Origin of the sequence: Arthrobacter sp. NPDC058097 (genome assembly GCF_042884885.1) — a bacterium.
In the GTDB taxonomy this organism is placed as follows: Bacteria; Actinomycetota; Actinomycetes; order Actinomycetales; family Micrococcaceae; genus Arthrobacter.
In genome coordinates this window covers 235,949-251,470 of the sequence record NZ_JBHVSZ010000004.1, presented here as the reverse complement: position 1 = coordinate 251,470, position 15,522 = coordinate 235,949, and the positions used below count along the sequence as shown (strand labels likewise).

16 protein-coding genes are annotated in these 15,522 nt (G+C 64.2%); 7 read left to right on the top strand and 9 right to left on the bottom strand.

Going from position 1 to position 15,522, the window contains the following annotated elements; translation table 11 throughout:
• Nucleotides 1-21: 21 nt before the first annotated feature.
• The 3 genes from ACFVTE_RS09385 to ACFVTE_RS09375 all read right to left on the bottom strand — a co-directional run bounded on the left by ACFVTE_RS09385 (nt 22) and on the right by ACFVTE_RS09375 (nt 2,674).
• The gene (locus ACFVTE_RS09385; RefSeq protein WP_387099440.1) at nt 22-609 is read right to left on the bottom strand and encodes a TetR/AcrR family transcriptional regulator; all 588 of its coding nucleotides are present in this window, start codon (nt 607-609) and stop codon (nt 22-24) included.
• A 243-nt stretch (nt 610-852) separates the two neighbouring features.
• Nucleotides 853-2,247, bottom strand: coding sequence for an NAD(P)-binding domain-containing protein (locus ACFVTE_RS09380; RefSeq protein ID WP_387099438.1), 1,395 nt, complete (start codon nt 2,245-2,247; stop codon nt 853-855).
• A 49-nt stretch (nt 2,248-2,296) separates the two neighbouring features.
• Nucleotides 2,297-2,674, bottom strand: a complete 378-nt coding sequence (locus ACFVTE_RS09375; RefSeq protein WP_387099436.1) for a cupin domain-containing protein — start codon at nt 2,672-2,674, stop codon at nt 2,297-2,299.
• 509 nt (nt 2,675-3,183) lie between these two features.
• Here ACFVTE_RS09375 and ACFVTE_RS09370 point away from each other — a divergent pair.
• The 3 genes from ACFVTE_RS09370 to ACFVTE_RS09360 are packed head-to-tail and all read left to right on the top strand — an operon-like array spanning nt 3,184 to nt 5,229.
• The gene (locus ACFVTE_RS09370; protein WP_387099434.1) at nt 3,184-3,618 is read left to right on the top strand and encodes a cupin domain-containing protein; all 435 of its coding nucleotides are present in this window, start codon (nt 3,184-3,186) and stop codon (nt 3,616-3,618) included.
• Nucleotides 3,619-3,628: 10 nt separating this feature from the next.
• Entirely contained in the window at nt 3,629-3,793 is a 165-nt protein-coding gene (locus ACFVTE_RS09365) for a hypothetical protein (protein ID WP_387099432.1), read from the top strand.
• Nucleotides 3,790-5,229: a purine-cytosine permease family protein gene (locus ACFVTE_RS09360; protein ID WP_387099430.1), complete on the top strand. Its 1,440-nt coding sequence runs from the start codon at nt 3,790-3,792 to the stop codon at nt 5,227-5,229. Before ACFVTE_RS09365 ends, ACFVTE_RS09360 begins: the two co-directional genes overlap by 4 nt.
• Before the next feature lie 226 nt (nt 5,230-5,455).
• Here ACFVTE_RS09360 and ACFVTE_RS09355 read toward each other — a convergent pair whose 3' ends face one another.
• Both ACFVTE_RS09355 and ACFVTE_RS09350 read right to left on the bottom strand, forming a co-directional pair.
• Nucleotides 5,456-6,904, bottom strand: a complete 1,449-nt coding sequence (locus ACFVTE_RS09355) for an FG-GAP repeat domain-containing protein (protein WP_387099428.1) — start codon at nt 6,902-6,904, stop codon at nt 5,456-5,458.
• A 233-nt stretch (nt 6,905-7,137) separates the two neighbouring features.
• A complete protein-coding gene (locus ACFVTE_RS09350; RefSeq protein ID WP_387099426.1) occupies nt 7,138-7,851 on the bottom strand; it encodes a hypothetical protein in 714 nt (237 codons plus the stop codon).
• A 341-nt stretch (nt 7,852-8,192) separates the two neighbouring features.
• Here ACFVTE_RS09350 and ACFVTE_RS09345 point away from each other — a divergent pair, with 341 nt between their 5' ends.
• Complete coding sequence (locus ACFVTE_RS09345) at nt 8,193-9,530, top strand: S1C family serine protease (protein WP_387099424.1); 1,338 nt, start codon at nt 8,193-8,195, stop codon at nt 9,528-9,530.
• 166 nt (nt 9,531-9,696) lie between these two features.
• Here the strand turns inward: ACFVTE_RS09345 and ACFVTE_RS09340 are convergent, their stop codons facing one another.
• Together ACFVTE_RS09340 and ACFVTE_RS09335 are read right to left on the bottom strand one after the other, a co-directional pair.
• Nucleotides 9,697-10,200 (bottom strand): hypothetical protein, encoded by a 504-nt coding sequence (locus tag ACFVTE_RS09340; protein ID WP_387099422.1) that lies wholly within the window; start codon nt 10,198-10,200, stop codon nt 9,697-9,699.
• A gap of 146 nt (nt 10,201-10,346) precedes the next feature.
• On the bottom strand, nt 10,347-11,309 hold the full coding sequence (locus tag ACFVTE_RS09335; protein WP_387099420.1) for a DUF2971 domain-containing protein: 963 nt from the start codon (nt 11,307-11,309) through the stop codon (nt 10,347-10,349).
• Nucleotides 11,310-11,505: 196 nt separating this feature from the next.
• On the opposite strand from ACFVTE_RS09335, the gene ACFVTE_RS09330 reads away from it, so the two are divergent.
• On the top strand, nt 11,506-12,105 hold the full coding sequence (locus ACFVTE_RS09330) for a dihydrofolate reductase family protein (protein WP_387099418.1): 600 nt from the start codon (nt 11,506-11,508) through the stop codon (nt 12,103-12,105).
• 10 nt (nt 12,106-12,115) lie between these two features.
• On the opposite strand, the gene rox is transcribed toward ACFVTE_RS09330, so the two are convergent.
• The gene (gene rox / locus ACFVTE_RS09325; protein WP_387099416.1) at nt 12,116-13,549 is read right to left on the bottom strand and encodes a rifampin monooxygenase; all 1,434 of its coding nucleotides are present in this window, start codon (nt 13,547-13,549) and stop codon (nt 12,116-12,118) included.
• A gap of 154 nt (nt 13,550-13,703) precedes the next feature.
• On the opposite strand from rox, the gene ACFVTE_RS09320 reads away from it, so the two are divergent.
• Nucleotides 13,704-14,300, top strand: coding sequence for a TetR/AcrR family transcriptional regulator (locus ACFVTE_RS09320; protein ID WP_387099414.1), 597 nt, complete (start codon nt 13,704-13,706; stop codon nt 14,298-14,300).
• Between the two features lie 82 nt (nt 14,301-14,382).
• Entirely contained in the window at nt 14,383-15,027 is a 645-nt protein-coding gene (locus ACFVTE_RS09315; RefSeq protein ID WP_387099412.1) for a LysE family translocator, read from the top strand.
• 14 nt (nt 15,028-15,041) lie between these two features.
• On the opposite strand, the gene ACFVTE_RS09310 is transcribed toward ACFVTE_RS09315, so the two are convergent.
• Nucleotides 15,042-15,467, bottom strand: a complete 426-nt coding sequence (locus ACFVTE_RS09310; protein WP_387099410.1) for a hypothetical protein — start codon at nt 15,465-15,467, stop codon at nt 15,042-15,044.
• Between the last annotated feature and the right edge of the window lie 55 nt (nt 15,468-15,522).

Genomic DNA, 15,522 nt, shown 5'->3' with positions numbered 1-15,522 from the left:
ACCGCGGGAATGCTTCCGGAATTAGACGCCGGCCTTCACCAAGAGTGCATCCAGCACCATGAAGAAATTGCCCCGGTGGTCGGCGCCCTTCGGGTCGGTCATGTACTGAATCGCCGCGCCGTCGTAGATCATCAGGAAGGTCCGCACCAACGTCGCGGCGTCGATGAGGCATTTGTCCCCGTTGCTTTCGGCCGCAGCAGTGAACAGGTCTCCCAGCTCCACCTCATAGGCAGGGTAGATCTTCGCGGCCAGCGGGCTGGAGGCCGCGTTGCGCGTTGCCCACAGGATGAGTTCCATCTCGGCGAGCAGGCTGCCGGGCTCTTCCTCGAGCGCGCGCCAGTAGTTTTCCGCCACCTGCTCCACCGCCTTGCGCAGCCCCAGGTGGACCGGGACGTCGCTGGAGTAGCGGTTCAGGTTCTTCAGCCACGCCTCGGCGGCGGCGTCCATGAGCTCGCTCTTGTCGTTGAAGCAATAGTGCGCGGCAGCCAGTGGAGCGTTGGCCTCCTTGGCGATGGCACGCATGGTCACAGACTGGACACCTTCACGCCGCATCAGTTCCACGGTGGCGGCAATCAGCTGTTCTTTTCGATCGGCTGAGGATATCCGCATAGCTCACTCTCCAGGTTCCCGGGTCTGCCCAACGGGGACATTTCCTTAAGACTATTGCTTGGATAAAGGTTACACACCTTTGTCCTGAACAATTGACTGGAACGGGTGACGTTGTGAGGAATGCGTTGCGGTCCGTGATTAAACGGGTACACTGCCTGCCCCCCGGCCGCGCACTTCCCCGTTGGGGAGTGTGCGCGGTCCAGGGTGCCAGGCAGTGTACCCGGACGCGGGCTCGGCCGTAGGCTACCTGGCGGCCACGATGTCCGGGACTGTGGCGCCGTTGTCCACGTCCTGCGAGGGCCCGTTGAGGTAGCGCTCCATGGAGTCGTCCATGGCGTTGAGCCAGCGGGTGTGGTGTTTGGTGGCCATGGTGCCGGTGACCACGGAGCGGTGCAGCATGTCGCGGTAGCCCAGGATGTCGTCGTGCTTGTGGCGCATCCAGTCCTTGAACAGCTGGGACACGGCGTCCAGGTCGAACGGCGGGTAGTCCGTGGCGTCGATGAGTTCCCGCAGGTAGTCCGTCTGGAAATCGGCCTCCGCGTCGTGGTCCGGCAGGGCGGCCTGGCGCTCGAGCCAGAGCTGGATGTCCGCCTCGCGCTCGGCAAGGGACGGCAGGTCAATCGCTCCGGTCATGACGTCGCGGGCAAACCACGCCTGTCCGTCGAACATGTTGAACGTGTAGTACTGGTCCTGCGCGCCCAGGTAGAACAGATTGGTGTTCTGCTGCCACACCACGCCCTTGTACAGGTTGCCCGGGTACAGCACGTTGGGCGACCTCAGCGACAGCTCGCTGGGCAGGAACGGGTACTTGTGCTGGTATCCGGTGCAAAGTACGACGGCGTCAAAGTCACCTTGGGTGCCGTCGCTGAAGTGTGCGGTGGGTCCCCGGAAATGGGTGACGAGCGGGCGCTCCACCGTGTTCTCCGGCCAGTGGTACCCCATGGGTGCCGAGCGGTAGCTGAGGGTGATGGACGCGGCGCCCATCTTGTGGGCCTGCATGCCGATGTCCTCAGCGGAGTAGCTGCTGCCGATCATGAGCAGGTTCTTGCCGTAGAAGCGCTCGGCGCCGCGGAAGTCGTGGGCGTGCAGGACCTCGCCCGGGAAGGTGTTGATGCCCGTGAACTCCGGCACGGAAGGAACGGAGAAGTGGCCGGTGGCCACCACGAGCTTGTCGAACACGTGGGTCTCGGTGCGGTTGGTTTTGAGGTCCTCAACCGTCAGCGTGAATTCCTGCGTGTCCTCGTTGTAGCTGGTATGGCGGGCAACGCTGTTGAACCGGACGTACTTGCGGACGTCGGACTTCTCCACGCGGCCCTTGATGTAGTCGAAGAGGACCTCGCGGGGCGGGAAGGACGAGATGGGGCGGCCAAAGTGCTCGTCGAAGGAGTAGTCCGAGAACTCGAGGCACTCCTTGGGACCGTTGGACCACAGGTGGCGGTACATGCTGGAGTGGACCGGCTCGCCCTGGGCATCCAGGCCGATCCGCCAGCTGTTGTTCCACTGGCCGCCCCAGTCCTCGCGCTTCTCAAAGCACACGATCTCGGGGATGGCGGCGCCTTTTTGCCGTGCTGATTCGAAGGCCCGCAGTTGTGCCATGCCGCTGGGGCCGGCGCCGATGATTCCTACTCGTAGTGTCATGCTTCTCTCCTCTTCAAATGGTTCGTGTGGGTCGCGGCTTCGGCTGTGCTTACGGGGCGAAGGAGCGCTCGCCGGTGAAGAAGCCCAGGCCGTACTCGGGGGTCTCGAACTTGACGGTGGTGCCCTTGGGGAAGAAGAGGACGTCGCGCTCCTTGGCGTGCGTGACTTCGCCTGTGGTCTGGTCGGTGAGGATGAACTCGCCCTTGATGACCACCTTCATTTCGTCGTAGGTGTACGTGTATACCAGCGGCTCGGAGGCCTTCAGCTCGAAGAAGCCGGCGCTCATGACCGAGCCGGTGGGGTTGTGGAGGGAGTCGCCGATCGCGGCGATCGTGCCGGGTTCGTCCATTGGCGGCAGGCCGAGGTAGCCGCCTTCGACCTTGTGGATGGATCCGGCCTTGGTGAGGGTTCCGACGAGGGTTTCCATGGTTTTCTCCTGTGTGGTGGGTGTTGTTAGGGAGTTCTCAGATATGGGATGTCTGAGGGTTGAGCGGTGGTGCAGATGGGGTGGGGTGCAGATGATGGCGCTTTGGTGCCGTAGGGGCTTGGTGCGATAGGACTGCGTTGGGATCAAGCCGGAGCCGTGGCTGGGCTCCGGGGGATCGAAAAGCCGAACGTGACATTCTCTGAGTCGAGAGGCCCCGGCGGGCTCCGCGTCGAGGCCGCCGGTGTGATGCCAGTCACGCATTGGGTGTTCAAAAACTTTCACATGAACAGCTGTCCGAGTCAAGCGTTCAAGATGGAAAATATTTTCGGATAGTTATTACTCGGTAGTAGGTAAAAAGGGCCAGATCTTTCGTTCTGAACCATTGACTGGAACAAGCGTCCCTGTCACTGTATTGAAAGCGCCGTGACGCAGATCACGATGTCGCAGTCTGATTCAGATTTCCCAAAGCAAAACCCGCAGAGCAGATCTCCCTACTTCAGAAACGGGTAATGACAATGACCACCACCACTAACCAGCCCCCGGCAACCACCAAGCCCCCGACGCCGACGACGGGGGAAGCGATCGATTTCTGGCCGGCGCAGTCCATGAAGCCCATGAAGGACGAATGGCAGCGGTTGCGCTGCAGGTTCATAAACTCCGATCCCATAGGCCCCTGGGACGAATTCATCCTCTCGGAGTGGGAGCTGGAGTCGTGTGGCTGGCAGGACTTCCACCCGCATACCGAGACCAACTTCGTGCTGGAAGGCGAACTCCACATCGAGTGCGAAGGCCAGACCGTCATCCTGAGGCCGGGCGACTCAGCCCGCGTAAACCCAGGCCGGACCGGCCGCTACTGGGCGCCCGTCTACGCCCGCATGGTCACAATTTACGGCCCCAACCCCGACGGTGCGGAGTCCCACTCCTTCCGCTACTCCGAAATCTGAGGTGGGTACCGTGAGCACAGTGGAAAAGCGGTACGCGGAAGAACTCAACGCCCGCCTGGCTGAATGGCAGACCGGAAGCCTGGAGCCGCCGTCGGGGTTTGCCGACATGCGGACCCTGTTCGCCGTCACCATTGCCTTTCCCTTCGTCGCCCTGATCGTGGGGTGGTTCCTGTGAGTCAGGCCACGGGCGAAATCTCCACCTCCGGAACCGAGGGATCGCTTCCCCTGCTGAGCCACGAGCGGAACTGGAGCCCCAAATCCCTGTTCTTCAGTTCCGCCCAGGCTGCGGTGGCCACCTGGTGCTTCATCATCGGCGGCTACGTGGCCTTCTACCTGCCGGCGGTGCAGGGGTCGGTGGTGATGATCGCGGCGATGCTGGCGGGAATGTTCCTGGTTTTCCTGGCCACGGTGCCGATGGCAACGCGGTACGGCCTGGAGGCGGTGCGCTCAACACGGCCCGTCTTCGGTACCCGCGGTTCGCTGTTCAGCGTCGCACTGACCTTCCTCTTTACCATCGGGTGGGGGACAACGCTGATGATTTTCAGCGGAAAGTCCGCTTCGCTGCTCCTGGTGAGTCTCGGCGTCGTAAGCGAAACTAACGGGCCCATCGCCCAGACGGTGAGCAGCCTGGTCTGCCTGTTGGTGGTGTGGGCGCTCATCAGCCGCGGCCCCGGCATCCTGCGCAGGGTAGGTGTGATTGTTGCCTGCTCCGTCCTTGCCCTCGGGGTCATGGTCATCGTGGTGATTGTTGCCAAGGTGGGCTGGGGTGCCCTCCTCGACGCCAAGCCGAGCGCCGCCAGCGGCAACAAGCTCCTGGACTACACGACGGCGATCGAACTCATGCTCGCGACGGCCCTGTCCTGGTGGCCGTACGTCGGCGGCATGACGAGGCTCTCCAAGAGCACCAAGAAATCGGTGCTGCCGGTAACCTTGGGGCTTGGCCTCGCGCTCGGGGTGATCTGCCTGATCGGCCTGTACACCGGACTGGTCTTCCCGGATTCCGGCGGAGACCCGCTGCCCGGGCTGCTGGAAATCGGCGGCGTGTGGCTGGCGCTGCCGGCGTTCGCGTTCATCATCGTCGCCAACGTGGGCACGGCGATGGTGGGCACCTACACGGCGGCGCTTTCCCTCAAGCAGCAGCCGGCCATCGACGCCCGGCTCAGCTGGCGGGGCTCGACGACCGTGGCCGGACTGACCGTGGCCTTGGTGATCCTGTTCGTGGCGGAGCCCTTCTACGCCAACTTCGGAACGTTCCTCACCCTCTCCGCCGTCGTCTTCGGCCCGCTGTGCGGGCTCCAGATCGCCGACTACTTCATCATCAGGAAGCAGCGCCTGGACCTGGACGGTTTGTATAACGACGGCGCGGGGTCGGCGTACTGGTACTGGAAGGGCGTGAACGTGGCCGGCTTCGTCAGCATGGCCATCGGCGTGGTGGTGTACCTGGTGCTGCTCGACCCGGTCACGTTTGCCTCCGCGCCCCTGTTCGCCTTCACAACGGCAACGCTGCCGTCAGTGCTGGCCACGGTGGTGGTCTACGTGCTCCTCGCGCGGCTCCAGCCGAAGGCATTCGGTCCCGGTGCGCTGCGCCTCGACGCCGACAAGGTGCACTGATCCATCCGGGCTCCTTCGGATGACAGGGCCTCCATGTGACAGCGCTTCCGCGTGACAGGGCCTCACGTGACACAGGACCTCAGTCTGGAATTTCCAGACTGAGGTCCTGCCCCCACTCCCGGACGCTCCCTCATTTCCTGCCGCTTTTGAACCGACGCTTCCTCACTTCCGGTCGCTTCAGGCCGGACGCTTCCTCACTTCCGGTCGCTTCAGGCCGGACGCTTCCTCACCGGAAGATGTTGTAGCTGCTCCAGCCGGCGCCGAAAATGGTCCGTACGCCCCAGGTGCCCCTGCTGAAGGGGTAGTGGGCGAGGCGGCCGTCGGTGAGACGGGCGATGAGCCCGGAGCTTCCCGTGGTGAATCCTTCCACAGCGGTGATGCTGTTGATGCCGTTCCAGCCGCTGCCCACCGCGGGCCTTGATTCCGGGATGAAGCCGCCGGTTCCGTTGGAGCGGAACAGAACGAGCCTGCCGTCACTGCGTTTGGCAAGAATGTCCTGTGACCCGTCCTGGTCGAAGTCGGTCATGGTGAGGTACAGGCCGCCCCAGCCGGCCCCGGTCTTGACCCGGGGTGACAGCGATGAACCGGCGCTGTTGCCGTAGTACCAGAGGGTCCCGGCGGCGTCGTAGGCAAGGATGCCGGGGTGCTGGTCGGTTTTCCGCCAGCGGCCCACGGTGACGTGGAAGCTGGCCCAGCCGGTGCCGATGGCCCGGGCCGGTGCGAACCCGCCGGTGGGCCGTCCGGGATAGAAGCTGAGCCGGCCGTCCTTCCATTGGGCGATGATGTCGAAGACGCCGTCGCTGTTCCAGTCCGCCACGAATCCTTTGGCCAGTCCGGACCAGCCGACGCCGATCTTCACCCGGGATTGAAGCCCACCTGTGCCAGTGGCCGGGTAGTTCCACAGCGTGCCGTCGGGGCCGGCAGCCACGACGTCCGCTGCGCTGCGGATGGACGGCGTGGAGGCGGCACGGGGTGCGGCGTTGATGACGACGTCATCAATGTAGGTGTCGCCCATTTGACGGTTGTGTTCCGCGCCGAGCTGGACCGTGTCCAGCGTGGTGGCGCTGGTGGCCACCTGGCTGCTGGAGTACACCGTTGTGCCGTCAAACCCTACCTCCACGGTTGACGCGCTGCCATTCGCCGTAACCCGCATGGCCACGTGGTGCCATTCGCTGAGCGTGATGCTTGAACTCATCAGGAGGGTAAAGACAGAGGCCCCGTCAGGTGCCGTCGTGCGGAGCCAGAGCTGTCCGTTGTTGTTGAACCGGTAGACATCGGCAACCCGGATACTGCCCGAGAAGAACCGGAGGTAGGGGACGTCGTTGCCCGCCACGCCGGCCTGGGTGATGTTGAACCAGCCGTCGGCATAGGCCGTCGCCGTGCCCGCCGGGAGAGGCGTGGTGAGGTTGGCGAGCGAGCTTGGATCGGTTGTGACATGCAGGTGTGCGGCGCAGGTTCCCGAGTGGGCCTGGTCCGAGGAGATCTCCGTGATTCCGGTGCCTCCCGTGGAGGAAGTGAACCCATCCAGGTTGCCGGATTCGAAATTATTGGCCATCACCGCTGTTCCAGGGAAGGTGCTGACCGGGGCGGGGGTTCCTGGCTGGCACGTTGCCGCCTGGGCCGGGACGGCACCCACCGCCAGCGCCCAAATCAGGGACACAGAGGTGCCGCCCACAACCCCATACTTCAAGTACTTTTTCATCATTCCGCGCTCCGATGTGACTGAACACGTGGTTCAGGCTGATAGAGCTGTTCGGCGACAGTGGCCACATCTCGACGACCAGTACACGGCAAATTACCGGGGGACGGGAGGGCGGACAACAGTGGCAGGTACTCGACTTTAGTGCCCCGCTGCTCCCACTACTTGGATGAAGTACTTGGTTCGGCGGCAGCGTCCACTAAGACAACTCAATCAAGACAGCGGAATTTGTCCATCGTGCCAGCGTCCGTACCGGTTCCGCCGACCGTTATGGGCAGCCCAGGAACGCCGATCGTCGCTGATCCATCCAAGGTGTTGTCATGCAAGGTGTCAGCCGTCTCGCAGGCAGAGCGGACGATTTCTTCCGCGGGTTGTTCCGCGGACCCCTGGCGGACGGGTTCAGGTGCCGTCTTGGGAGTAACAGGAAGCGGCGTGACCTGTTTCAAACTGCCTGTTGCAGGCCGTGTTTTGGCTGCGTCCCGGGCCGCTTTCTCTTTGGCGGCGGCTTCCTTCTTAGCTGCCGCTTCTGTCTTGGCCGCGGTGGCAGCTGCGTTTTCAGCAGCCGCCGCCTTCGCCGCCGCCTTGGTTGCCGCTGCTTTTGCGGCTGCCGTTGCCTCGGCGGTCGCGGCTGGCTTGGTCTTGGCGGCTGACTTTGCCTTCGCTGCTGCGGCCGGCATGGTCTTTGCGGATGACCCGGCTTTGGCGGCTGCCGCCGGCTTGGTTTTTGCCACCTTCGCAGCCTGGGCCGCGTTCCACTGGGAAATTCCGATTTCCGGCTGGCTGGTGGAGCCATCCCCCGTGCCGGAGCCCGTCAGGCGTTCGGAATGTGGGGATGCGACGGAGGCGGAGGATCCCGCCTCGCACGCCGATGTGGCAAGCAGTACCGAGAGCATGGCGACGGACAGCAGATATTTCCTGCGCATGAGAACTAAATCCTCTTCGGGGGTGCGAAACGGGCAGGCCGATGCACAAGACAAGTCCTGCCCGAAGTGGGGCACCGGCATGAGGCAGGGAAAGGACGCCGCCTCTTTGGCCCATACCACGCCCAATGGAATTCGGGTTGTTCCGACGGGGGCGTGAGCCAACCGGTGACTAAAACGTTACATTGGCGGACAAGGGCGGGCCAACTCGTGGCGCGCCGTGCCGGGGTTCAAGGGTTCACAGCATCCGCACAGCATCGGGACAGAACGGCGAAAGGCCCAGTGGACAGGATTAGGGGGAAAGCTCCGGGAACAGCCGGAGCGTACCCCCTGAGGAGCCACCCATGTCCACGGAGACCAGCCACAAACCTGTCCCTCACACCGCCGCCCTGCAGGAACCAGTTCCGCAGGGGACCGCCCCTCTGCGCACGCTCCCTCCTGCAGGAGCTCCTGCGGCAGTTGGCCCTGTGCCCCCGGCGCCGACGGTCCGCCCACGGGACAAGAAGCGGGTTGGTCCGGCAGTCTTCCTCACGTGCCTCGTGGCGGCCGGTCTCCTCGGCGGCGGGGTGGCTTCCGGGGTTGCGGCGCTGCGGCCCGATGCGCCGGCGGCGGCGAGCACCACGGCCCAGGCAGCGATCAGCCCGGTCATCGTCAACAACACGGAGAGCGTCAATGCCGTCACGGCCGCGGCACAGAAGGCCTCGCCCAGCGTGGTGACCATCAGCGTCAGCTCCGGCAGTTCAGGCGGCACCGGCTCGGGCATCATCCTGGACACGGAGGGCCACATCCTCACCAACACGCACGTGGTGACGCTGGACGGGGCGGCGGCGGATGCCGCCGTCGAGGTCCGCACCAACGACGGGCAGGTCTATAAGGCGACGATCGTGGGCACGGACCCGCAGTCCGACCTGGCCGTCATCAAGATCGACGCCGGGGGCCTGACTCCCGCAACCCTCGGTGACTCCGGCGCCGTCAACGTGGGCGACACCGCCATCGCCATCGGCGCACCCCTGGGCCTCAGCGGCACGGTGACCGACGGCATCGTCTCCGCCGTGAACCGCACCATCGAGACGGCGTCCTCCGCCACCTCCGACGGATCGTCCCAGGGCGGATCGTCGCAGAACCCGTTCGGATCCCAGCAGGGGCTGTCGGCCTCCGCCGCCCAGGACTCCATCAGCATCAACGTGATCCAGACGGACGCGGCCATCAACCCCGGCAACTCCGGCGGCGCGCTGGTCAACGCGCAGGGTGAGATCATCGGCGTCAACGTGGCCATCGCGTCCACGGGATCGTCGTCGTCCTCGTCGACCCAAGGCGGGAACATCGGCGTCGGCTTCTCCATCCCGATCAACCAGGCGAAGCGGGTGGCGGAGGAGATCATCTCCACGGGCAAAGCGACCCATGGCCAGCTGGGACTGTCCGTTCAGGACAAAACGTCAGGGTCGTCGTCGGACTTCACCGCCGGCGCCGAGGTGGCCTCGGTGACCTCCGGATCCGCCGCGGACAAGGCCGGACTGAAAGCCGGCGACGTGGTGACAGGCCTGGCCGGCCGGACCGTGACCGACGCCTCCGAGCTGACGGCCGCCGCCCGCGAGCAGGCCGCCGGATCCACGGTGAAGATCACCTTCCAGCGCGACGGCCAGGAGCAGACCGCCGACATCACCCTCGACGCCGCCTCCTAAGCCGTCCCCCGAACGGAACCACGGACCGGGCGCCGCTCCATGGGGGAGCGGCGCCACTTGCTGCAGAATCTCCTGCGACAGCTCCCATCGGCCGACTGCGTCATTGCGGCCGATGGGCGTAGGTGCGTGGAGAATATGCTCCTACACGACTCCTGCTTGGCCGACCTCATGCGCCTTCAGTGATCTCCTGATGGCTTCTCTGCTCAGCCGCATGGCCGAACTCCCTGCGGGCTTCTTGGGCCAGCCAGTCAAAGTCGTCCCAGTAGCTTCGAGCTAGCGAATCGGCCATATTGCTGCGGAAACCTTCGATCATGGGGGCGCAGATATCGTGGCAACGAATAATGCTTGCTCCATAGCTCTGGATTATCGGGCCCCTGTCGACGACCCCGCTACGGAGCAGCGTTCCCACGAGGTCGTAGGAGGCCGACGCATTTGAGGCAGTAGCCAGCTGCGTGTCTGACCATGAAGGTGCAGGAATGGCCGACAGCACAGTTAGCACCTGCCGCCTTGATTCGCGGATATCCGGCCGTTGGAGGTAATCCATGACAGCGAGGAGCGATTGAGCGCGTGAGGCTGCCTGCGCTGTACGCACCTGCTGCCGGGCGAAAAGAGCGCTAATAGCTGCGGCAATAAGGGCAAGAACTGAAACCACAAGCGCTGCGACGTCCATGGACTCATATTCGCAGAGCGTGCTTCCAGTCGCCACAGCAGCAACCTATTTCCTGATATTGTGCGCGTCGATAACCCGAAGCCCTAGGTCGGCCGCATCATCGCTGGGAACCGGCTCCGGTGGCCGTGGAACGGACATCAGTATAACTATCGGAATGGAATCCTCGACATGTCGACGACAATCTCGTTTTCGATAATTTGCAGGTCCTCGTTGTACTCACCCCCATATCCGTTTGCCCTCAAGAGGGACCGCAGACTGCGCAGGGCATAAAATCTGTCCGATCCCGGAGACATTCGAATTCGCCGGATAGGCAGTAGATTCGGTTGCTCAACAACCGTCTTTTCGGAGCCATCGCCGCCAGTGAGCGCTACATAAGGGACCATTCCCATGGACCCCGACCTGTAGCGTGTCAAATCGCCGCTTGCGTCGACGATGATTCTGGCCTCTTCCTCATGGACGAATCCGTGATGCTTGGTTTCGTTTCTGAGGGGTTCCGTTTCTTCCTGAATCGCGTTGAAGATGTCACCCGTTCTGAAGTACAGGTCCTCCGGCGACGACGATGGCCTTCGGAAAATTTCGAGAATTCTCTGCATAGCCCGCTGGGCGCGGCGTTCGGCCGCACCTGGGTCATAATTGACGTCGAACCACGGGTACACCTTGGCTACTCCAGTAGACCAGTAGTGCCCATACTTGCTGGCTTCGGGTCTCAGTATTCTCAGTGGTTCATTGCGATCCAAGCCAATTGCATAGGACACGTGGTCTGTTCCTGCGTACCCTCTCCACATCGTTAGTGAGTCCCCATTGTTGGACGCACTCAGGAGATATCTCGTTCCGTCAGGCATCTCTTCCGAGCGGAAGCGTGTCCTGTCGTAAAGATCGCCTACATGATCTAGATAGTTGTCAAGCATTGCGGGGAAGCTGTTCCTCATGCTTTCTCTTGCTTGGATCAAGTATTTGTCCGCCAAGCGACGTTCATGGGTGTCATTCATGAAGGCCGTATTGCTGGCCCAAAGTTCATTCTTGATGATGATGTTCTGCAGTGCAACGCCATTCGTGTAATGCCACACGAGATTGCTGCCAGATGATTCGCTGGGCAATTCCTCACTCATGCAAGTATCTAACCGCACCGAGACGGCAATCTCGGAACTATGAGGTGCCGTGGTGCAGCCCACTCGATAGCAACGTGGTTGCTGGGAGTTCTTTGTTGCCGACGTCGATCCTGTAAGCCCGCAGGACGATGTCGCAGGCTAGGTCCGGCACGGCAGGTGCCTCCTTTTTGACGACGGGGTCGCCTAGGATTCGTGTATGCGCCGGACCGTTGTCAACAACATCGTCTCCCTCGACGGCTTCTACGCCGATCAGAGCGGGAACCCGACGGTGCTGAACATGGATGAGACTTTCGACGCCTACAACCTCGAACGGCTGCGGTCGGCGGGAACGGTGCTGCTGGGCCGAACGTCCTTTGAAGGGTTCGGTGCCTACTGGCCAGCCATCGCTGACGCCGATGAGGACCCCAACAACCGGGCGTTGAGTTCGGACAACCGGGAAATCAGCCGCCTCTACAACCGCGTAGCCAAGATGGTGGTCTCGGACTCCTTGGAAGTTCCTGCGGACCACCCCTGGGTGGCCACCACCACCGTCATCCGGCGCGAAGATGCCGGCGAGTGGCTGGAACAGGAAAAGCAGCACGGGAGCGGGGACATCCTCATCTTCGGCAGCCGCGTCATGTGGAACGGCCTGCTGGCCCAGGGGCTGGTCGACGAACTGCACCTGACCGTCAGCCCGGCCGCCCTCACTGAAGGCCAGCCCCTGTTCCTCGAGCCAGCAAACCTCACACTGCTGGACGTCCGGCCGTTCCCGGGATCCAGCAACGCCCTGCTGCGGTACCGCCCGGCGTCGGTCTAGTCCTCAGCTCTCAGGCGCCCCCGTCGGCCGCGCCGAACCATCTCTTCAGGTGGCGGAACAGGGCTTCCTGGTCCGCCCCGATCCACGCGACGTGGCCGTCCGGGCGTAGCAGGACCGCGGGCGCGTCCAATTCGGCACTGGTATCCGCGGCGAGGTCGACCCGGTCCGTCCACCCCGCCACCGACAGTTTGCCGGACCGGTCGAGCAGGAGCCCCCGGCCTTCGCGGGTGAGCTCATAGAGTCGGCCCCGGGACAGAGGGATGTCGCGGAGGCGCCTGCCGAGCAGTTCGGGCCCATCGCCGAGGTCGTACCGGACCCCGATCGAACTGATCCTTTCGGCCAGAAACCGGCTGACGTCGTCGAACTCCATCAGCTCAGCCAGCAGGCGGCGCACGGCCTGGGGCCCGGGCTCGGGTGAGATCAGCTCGCTCTGGGCGCGGGTGATGGTCAGGACGTCGGCGGCGACCGGGTGGCGCTCGTTGAAGTAGGTGTCCAGCAGCCCGTCCGGCGCCCAGCCCTTGACCTCGGCGGCCAGCTTCCAGCCGAGGTTGAACGAGTCCTGGATGCCAAGGTTCAGCCCCTGTCCTCCCAGCGGCGGGTGGATGTGCGCTGCGTCGCCGGCGAGGAACACCCGGCCGGCGCGGTACTGCTCCGCCAGCCGGGTGGCGTCGCTGAACCGGGTGATCCAGCGCGGTGAGTGGACGCCGAAGTCGGTGCCGGCATGTGCCCGCAGCTGCGTCCGGAGCTCCTCCAGAGTCGGCGGGACCGAGCGGTCCTCGGCCACGGTTGCCGCCGGCACCACGGCGCGGAACAGGCCGTTCCCGGCCGGGCCGACGCCGAAACCCCGGTGCGTCTTGCGCACTTCGTCCACGACGGCGGCCAGCTCGTCCGGGGGAGTGGTCACCTCCATCTCGCTGTGGATCCATTCGGTCGTGGCGGGGTCGCCGGGAAAGCCGACGCCGAGCCGACGGCGCACCAGGCTGCGCCCGCCGTCGCAGCCGACCAGCCAGCTTGCGCGCAAACGGGTGCCGTCGGCGAGCCCGACGGCCACCCCGTCGTCGTCCTGTTCGAAGCCCGTCACCTCACAGCCGCGGCGGACCTGCGCACCGAGTTCGACGGCGCGCTCCGCCAGCAGGCGGTCGGTGACCGGCTGCGGGATGCCGAGGATGTAGCCGTGGGCGGTGTCCAGGTCCGCCGGCAGCGGTTTGTCGATCCCGGCGAAGCGCCCGACGCCGGGATACTGCTTCCCCTCCGCGAGGAACCGGTCCAGCAGCCCGCGCTGGTCCATGATCTCGATGCTGCGCGGGTGCAGCCCGAGCGAACGGACGGCCTGGGTCGGCTCCGCGTCCTTCTCCAGGACGAGCACGTCCACACCGTGCAGCCGCAGCTCGCCGGCCAGCATCATCCCTGTCGGCCCGCCGCCGCTAATGATTACGTCAAACATGTGAGAACCCCAATCGAAAAGTCGCCGCGGCCAACCATTCTGGCGGAAGGTGGGGGCCTTGCGGCAAGCCCCCTGCCGACCTATATTCTGAAAATGGCAGGGCCAGACAGACCCGTCTGTCTCGTTTCCACGCTATTCGTTGTAATATCCGGTTGTGGACACCTCAGAAGCGACCGAGCAGCAAGGGCGCCCTGCAGCGGGCAGTCCTCCGGAGAAGATCCTTGCCGTCGCCTACGAGCTCTTCGCCCGGCGCGGGATCCGCGATGTGGGGGTCGACGAGCTGATCCGTGCCTCAGGGGTTGCCAAGGCCACCTTCTACAGGCACTTCCACTCCAAGGACGACGTCGTCCTGGCCTTCCTCGAGCAGTGGTACCGGGAACGCACGGCCGCGATCGAGGAGGCAATCGCCCGGCGGGGAAGCCGCGGCGAGGCGGCCATGCTGACCATCTTCGACGTCTTCGACGACTGGTTCCGCCAAGGCGCGGCCCAGGTCAGCTCCTTCCTGCACGTGATGATGGAAATGGGCCCCGACCACCCCCTCGGGAAAGCGAGCATCCAGTACCTGGAGAAGACCCGGGAGCAGATCGCCGACCTCGCAGAAACCGCCGGCCTCGACAACCCGTACGACTTCGCCTGGTCCATCCATATCCTGATCAAGGGAGCCATCGTGGCCGCGGCCGAAGGGGACCCCCGTGCCGCTGCCCGCGCCAAGGACATGGCCACCCTGCTCATAGGCAGCCACCAGAAGTAGCAAGGGCTGCGCCACCGCCCATGGTTCGTCCGGGCAGACCAACTTTCGTGAAGAAATCACCCCATCAGGGATAATCGTCACCATGACCCTTGCTTCGCTCGCTGCCTTCGCCGGACTGTGCCTCATTCTGTCCCTGACGCCCGGACCGGACACGTTCCTGGTGCTGCGCATTGCGCTGAACCGGCCCAGCGCGGGGATTGCCGCCGCTGCGGGCTCGGCGGTTGCCGCCATCGGATGGGCGGCCCTCGTCGGCGTCGGCCTGGCCGCGATCCTGGAACAGTCCGCGCAGGTGTTCCGCTGGCTCAAGATCGCGGGTGGCCTCTACCTGCTGTACCTAGGTATTTCCTCGTTCCTGAAGACCCGGAAGGCCGCCAAAAACGGCATGGCGGCGGACGGCAAAGAAGGTAGCGCGCTTCGCTACAGCAACCTCGCCGGCTTCGGCGCCGGGGCGCTGTCCACGCTGCTCAACCCCAAAGTCGGCCTGTTCTATCTGGCTGTAGTTCCGCAGTTCATCCCGCAGGGCGGCGACACCATGGGCACCGCGATGATCCTCGGAGCGGTGGAGGCGGTCATCGGCTTCGCCTACCTGGCCGTCGTCGCGCTCGTTGCCTACAAGGCGATGGGGTGGCTTCGCCGCCCCAAGGTGAGCACCGGCGTCGAACGCGTCAGCAGCGGCATCATTGCCGCCCTCGGCGCCGGCGTCATCGCCTCCGGCGCGAGCAGCTAGCTCCGCCCCCGGAACTACTTCTGGGCCCCGCGGGGGACGCTGTCCGGGTGCACCATGTCGCCGAAGCCGTGAACCATCCACCGGCCGTGGTCGGGCCGCCACACCAGCGTGATCAGCAGCGGGTCGTCCAGCACTGAGGCCGGTGTGATGAGCGTATGTTCCTTAGCTTCCCGGATGACCCGCATGTAGCAGACGTTGAGGTCCCCGTGGGCGTAGACGGCCTCCTGCAGCATGCCGGCGTCTTCGATGGAGTCCAGCAGCGCGGCGGCGACTTCGAAGGATCCCCAGAACGGACGGGACTCCGGGGTCACGATCATGTGCAGGTCGTCCAGGTTCTTCGCCCTGTCGTGCAGGGCCCTGAAAAACCAGTACCCAATGCGGCGCGGATCATCGGCGATTTCCTGCGATTCTTCCGCTTCGAGGTCAAAGTCTCCGGTCATGGCACAAAAATACTCGTGGGGCAGGCTGCTGACGAGACTTTCCCGGGAACGGTTG

Coding starts and splice junctions, on each gene's coding strand:
- ACFVTE_RS09385 (WP_387099440.1), bottom strand. CDS start 609: ATGCGGATATCCTCAGCCGATCGAAAAGAACAGCTGATTGCCGCCACC.
- ACFVTE_RS09380 (WP_387099438.1), bottom strand. CDS start 2,247: ATGACACTACGAGTAGGAATCATCGGCGCCGGCCCCAGCGGCATGGCA.
- ACFVTE_RS09375 (WP_387099436.1), bottom strand. CDS start 2,674: ATGGAAACCCTCGTCGGAACCCTCACCAAGGCCGGATCCATCCACAAG.
- ACFVTE_RS09370 (WP_387099434.1), top strand. CDS start 3,184: ATGACAATGACCACCACCACTAACCAGCCCCCGGCAACCACCAAGCCC.
- ACFVTE_RS09350 (WP_387099426.1), bottom strand. CDS start 7,851: ATGCGCAGGAAATATCTGCTGTCCGTCGCCATGCTCTCGGTACTGCTT.
- ACFVTE_RS09345 (WP_387099424.1), top strand. CDS start 8,193: ATGTCCACGGAGACCAGCCACAAACCTGTCCCTCACACCGCCGCCCTG.
- ACFVTE_RS09340 (WP_387099422.1), bottom strand. CDS start 10,200: ATGGACGTCGCAGCGCTTGTGGTTTCAGTTCTTGCCCTTATTGCCGCA.
- ACFVTE_RS09335 (WP_387099420.1), bottom strand. CDS start 11,309: ATGAGTGAGGAATTGCCCAGCGAATCATCTGGCAGCAATCTCGTGTGG.
- ACFVTE_RS09330 (WP_387099418.1), top strand. CDS start 11,506: ATGCGCCGGACCGTTGTCAACAACATCGTCTCCCTCGACGGCTTCTAC.
- rox (WP_387099416.1), bottom strand. CDS start 13,549: ATGTTTGACGTAATCATTAGCGGCGGCGGGCCGACAGGGATGATGCTG.
- ACFVTE_RS09315 (WP_387099412.1), top strand. CDS start 14,383: ATGACCCTTGCTTCGCTCGCTGCCTTCGCCGGACTGTGCCTCATTCTG.
- ACFVTE_RS09310 (WP_387099410.1), bottom strand. CDS start 15,467: ATGACCGGAGACTTTGACCTCGAAGCGGAAGAATCGCAGGAAATCGCC.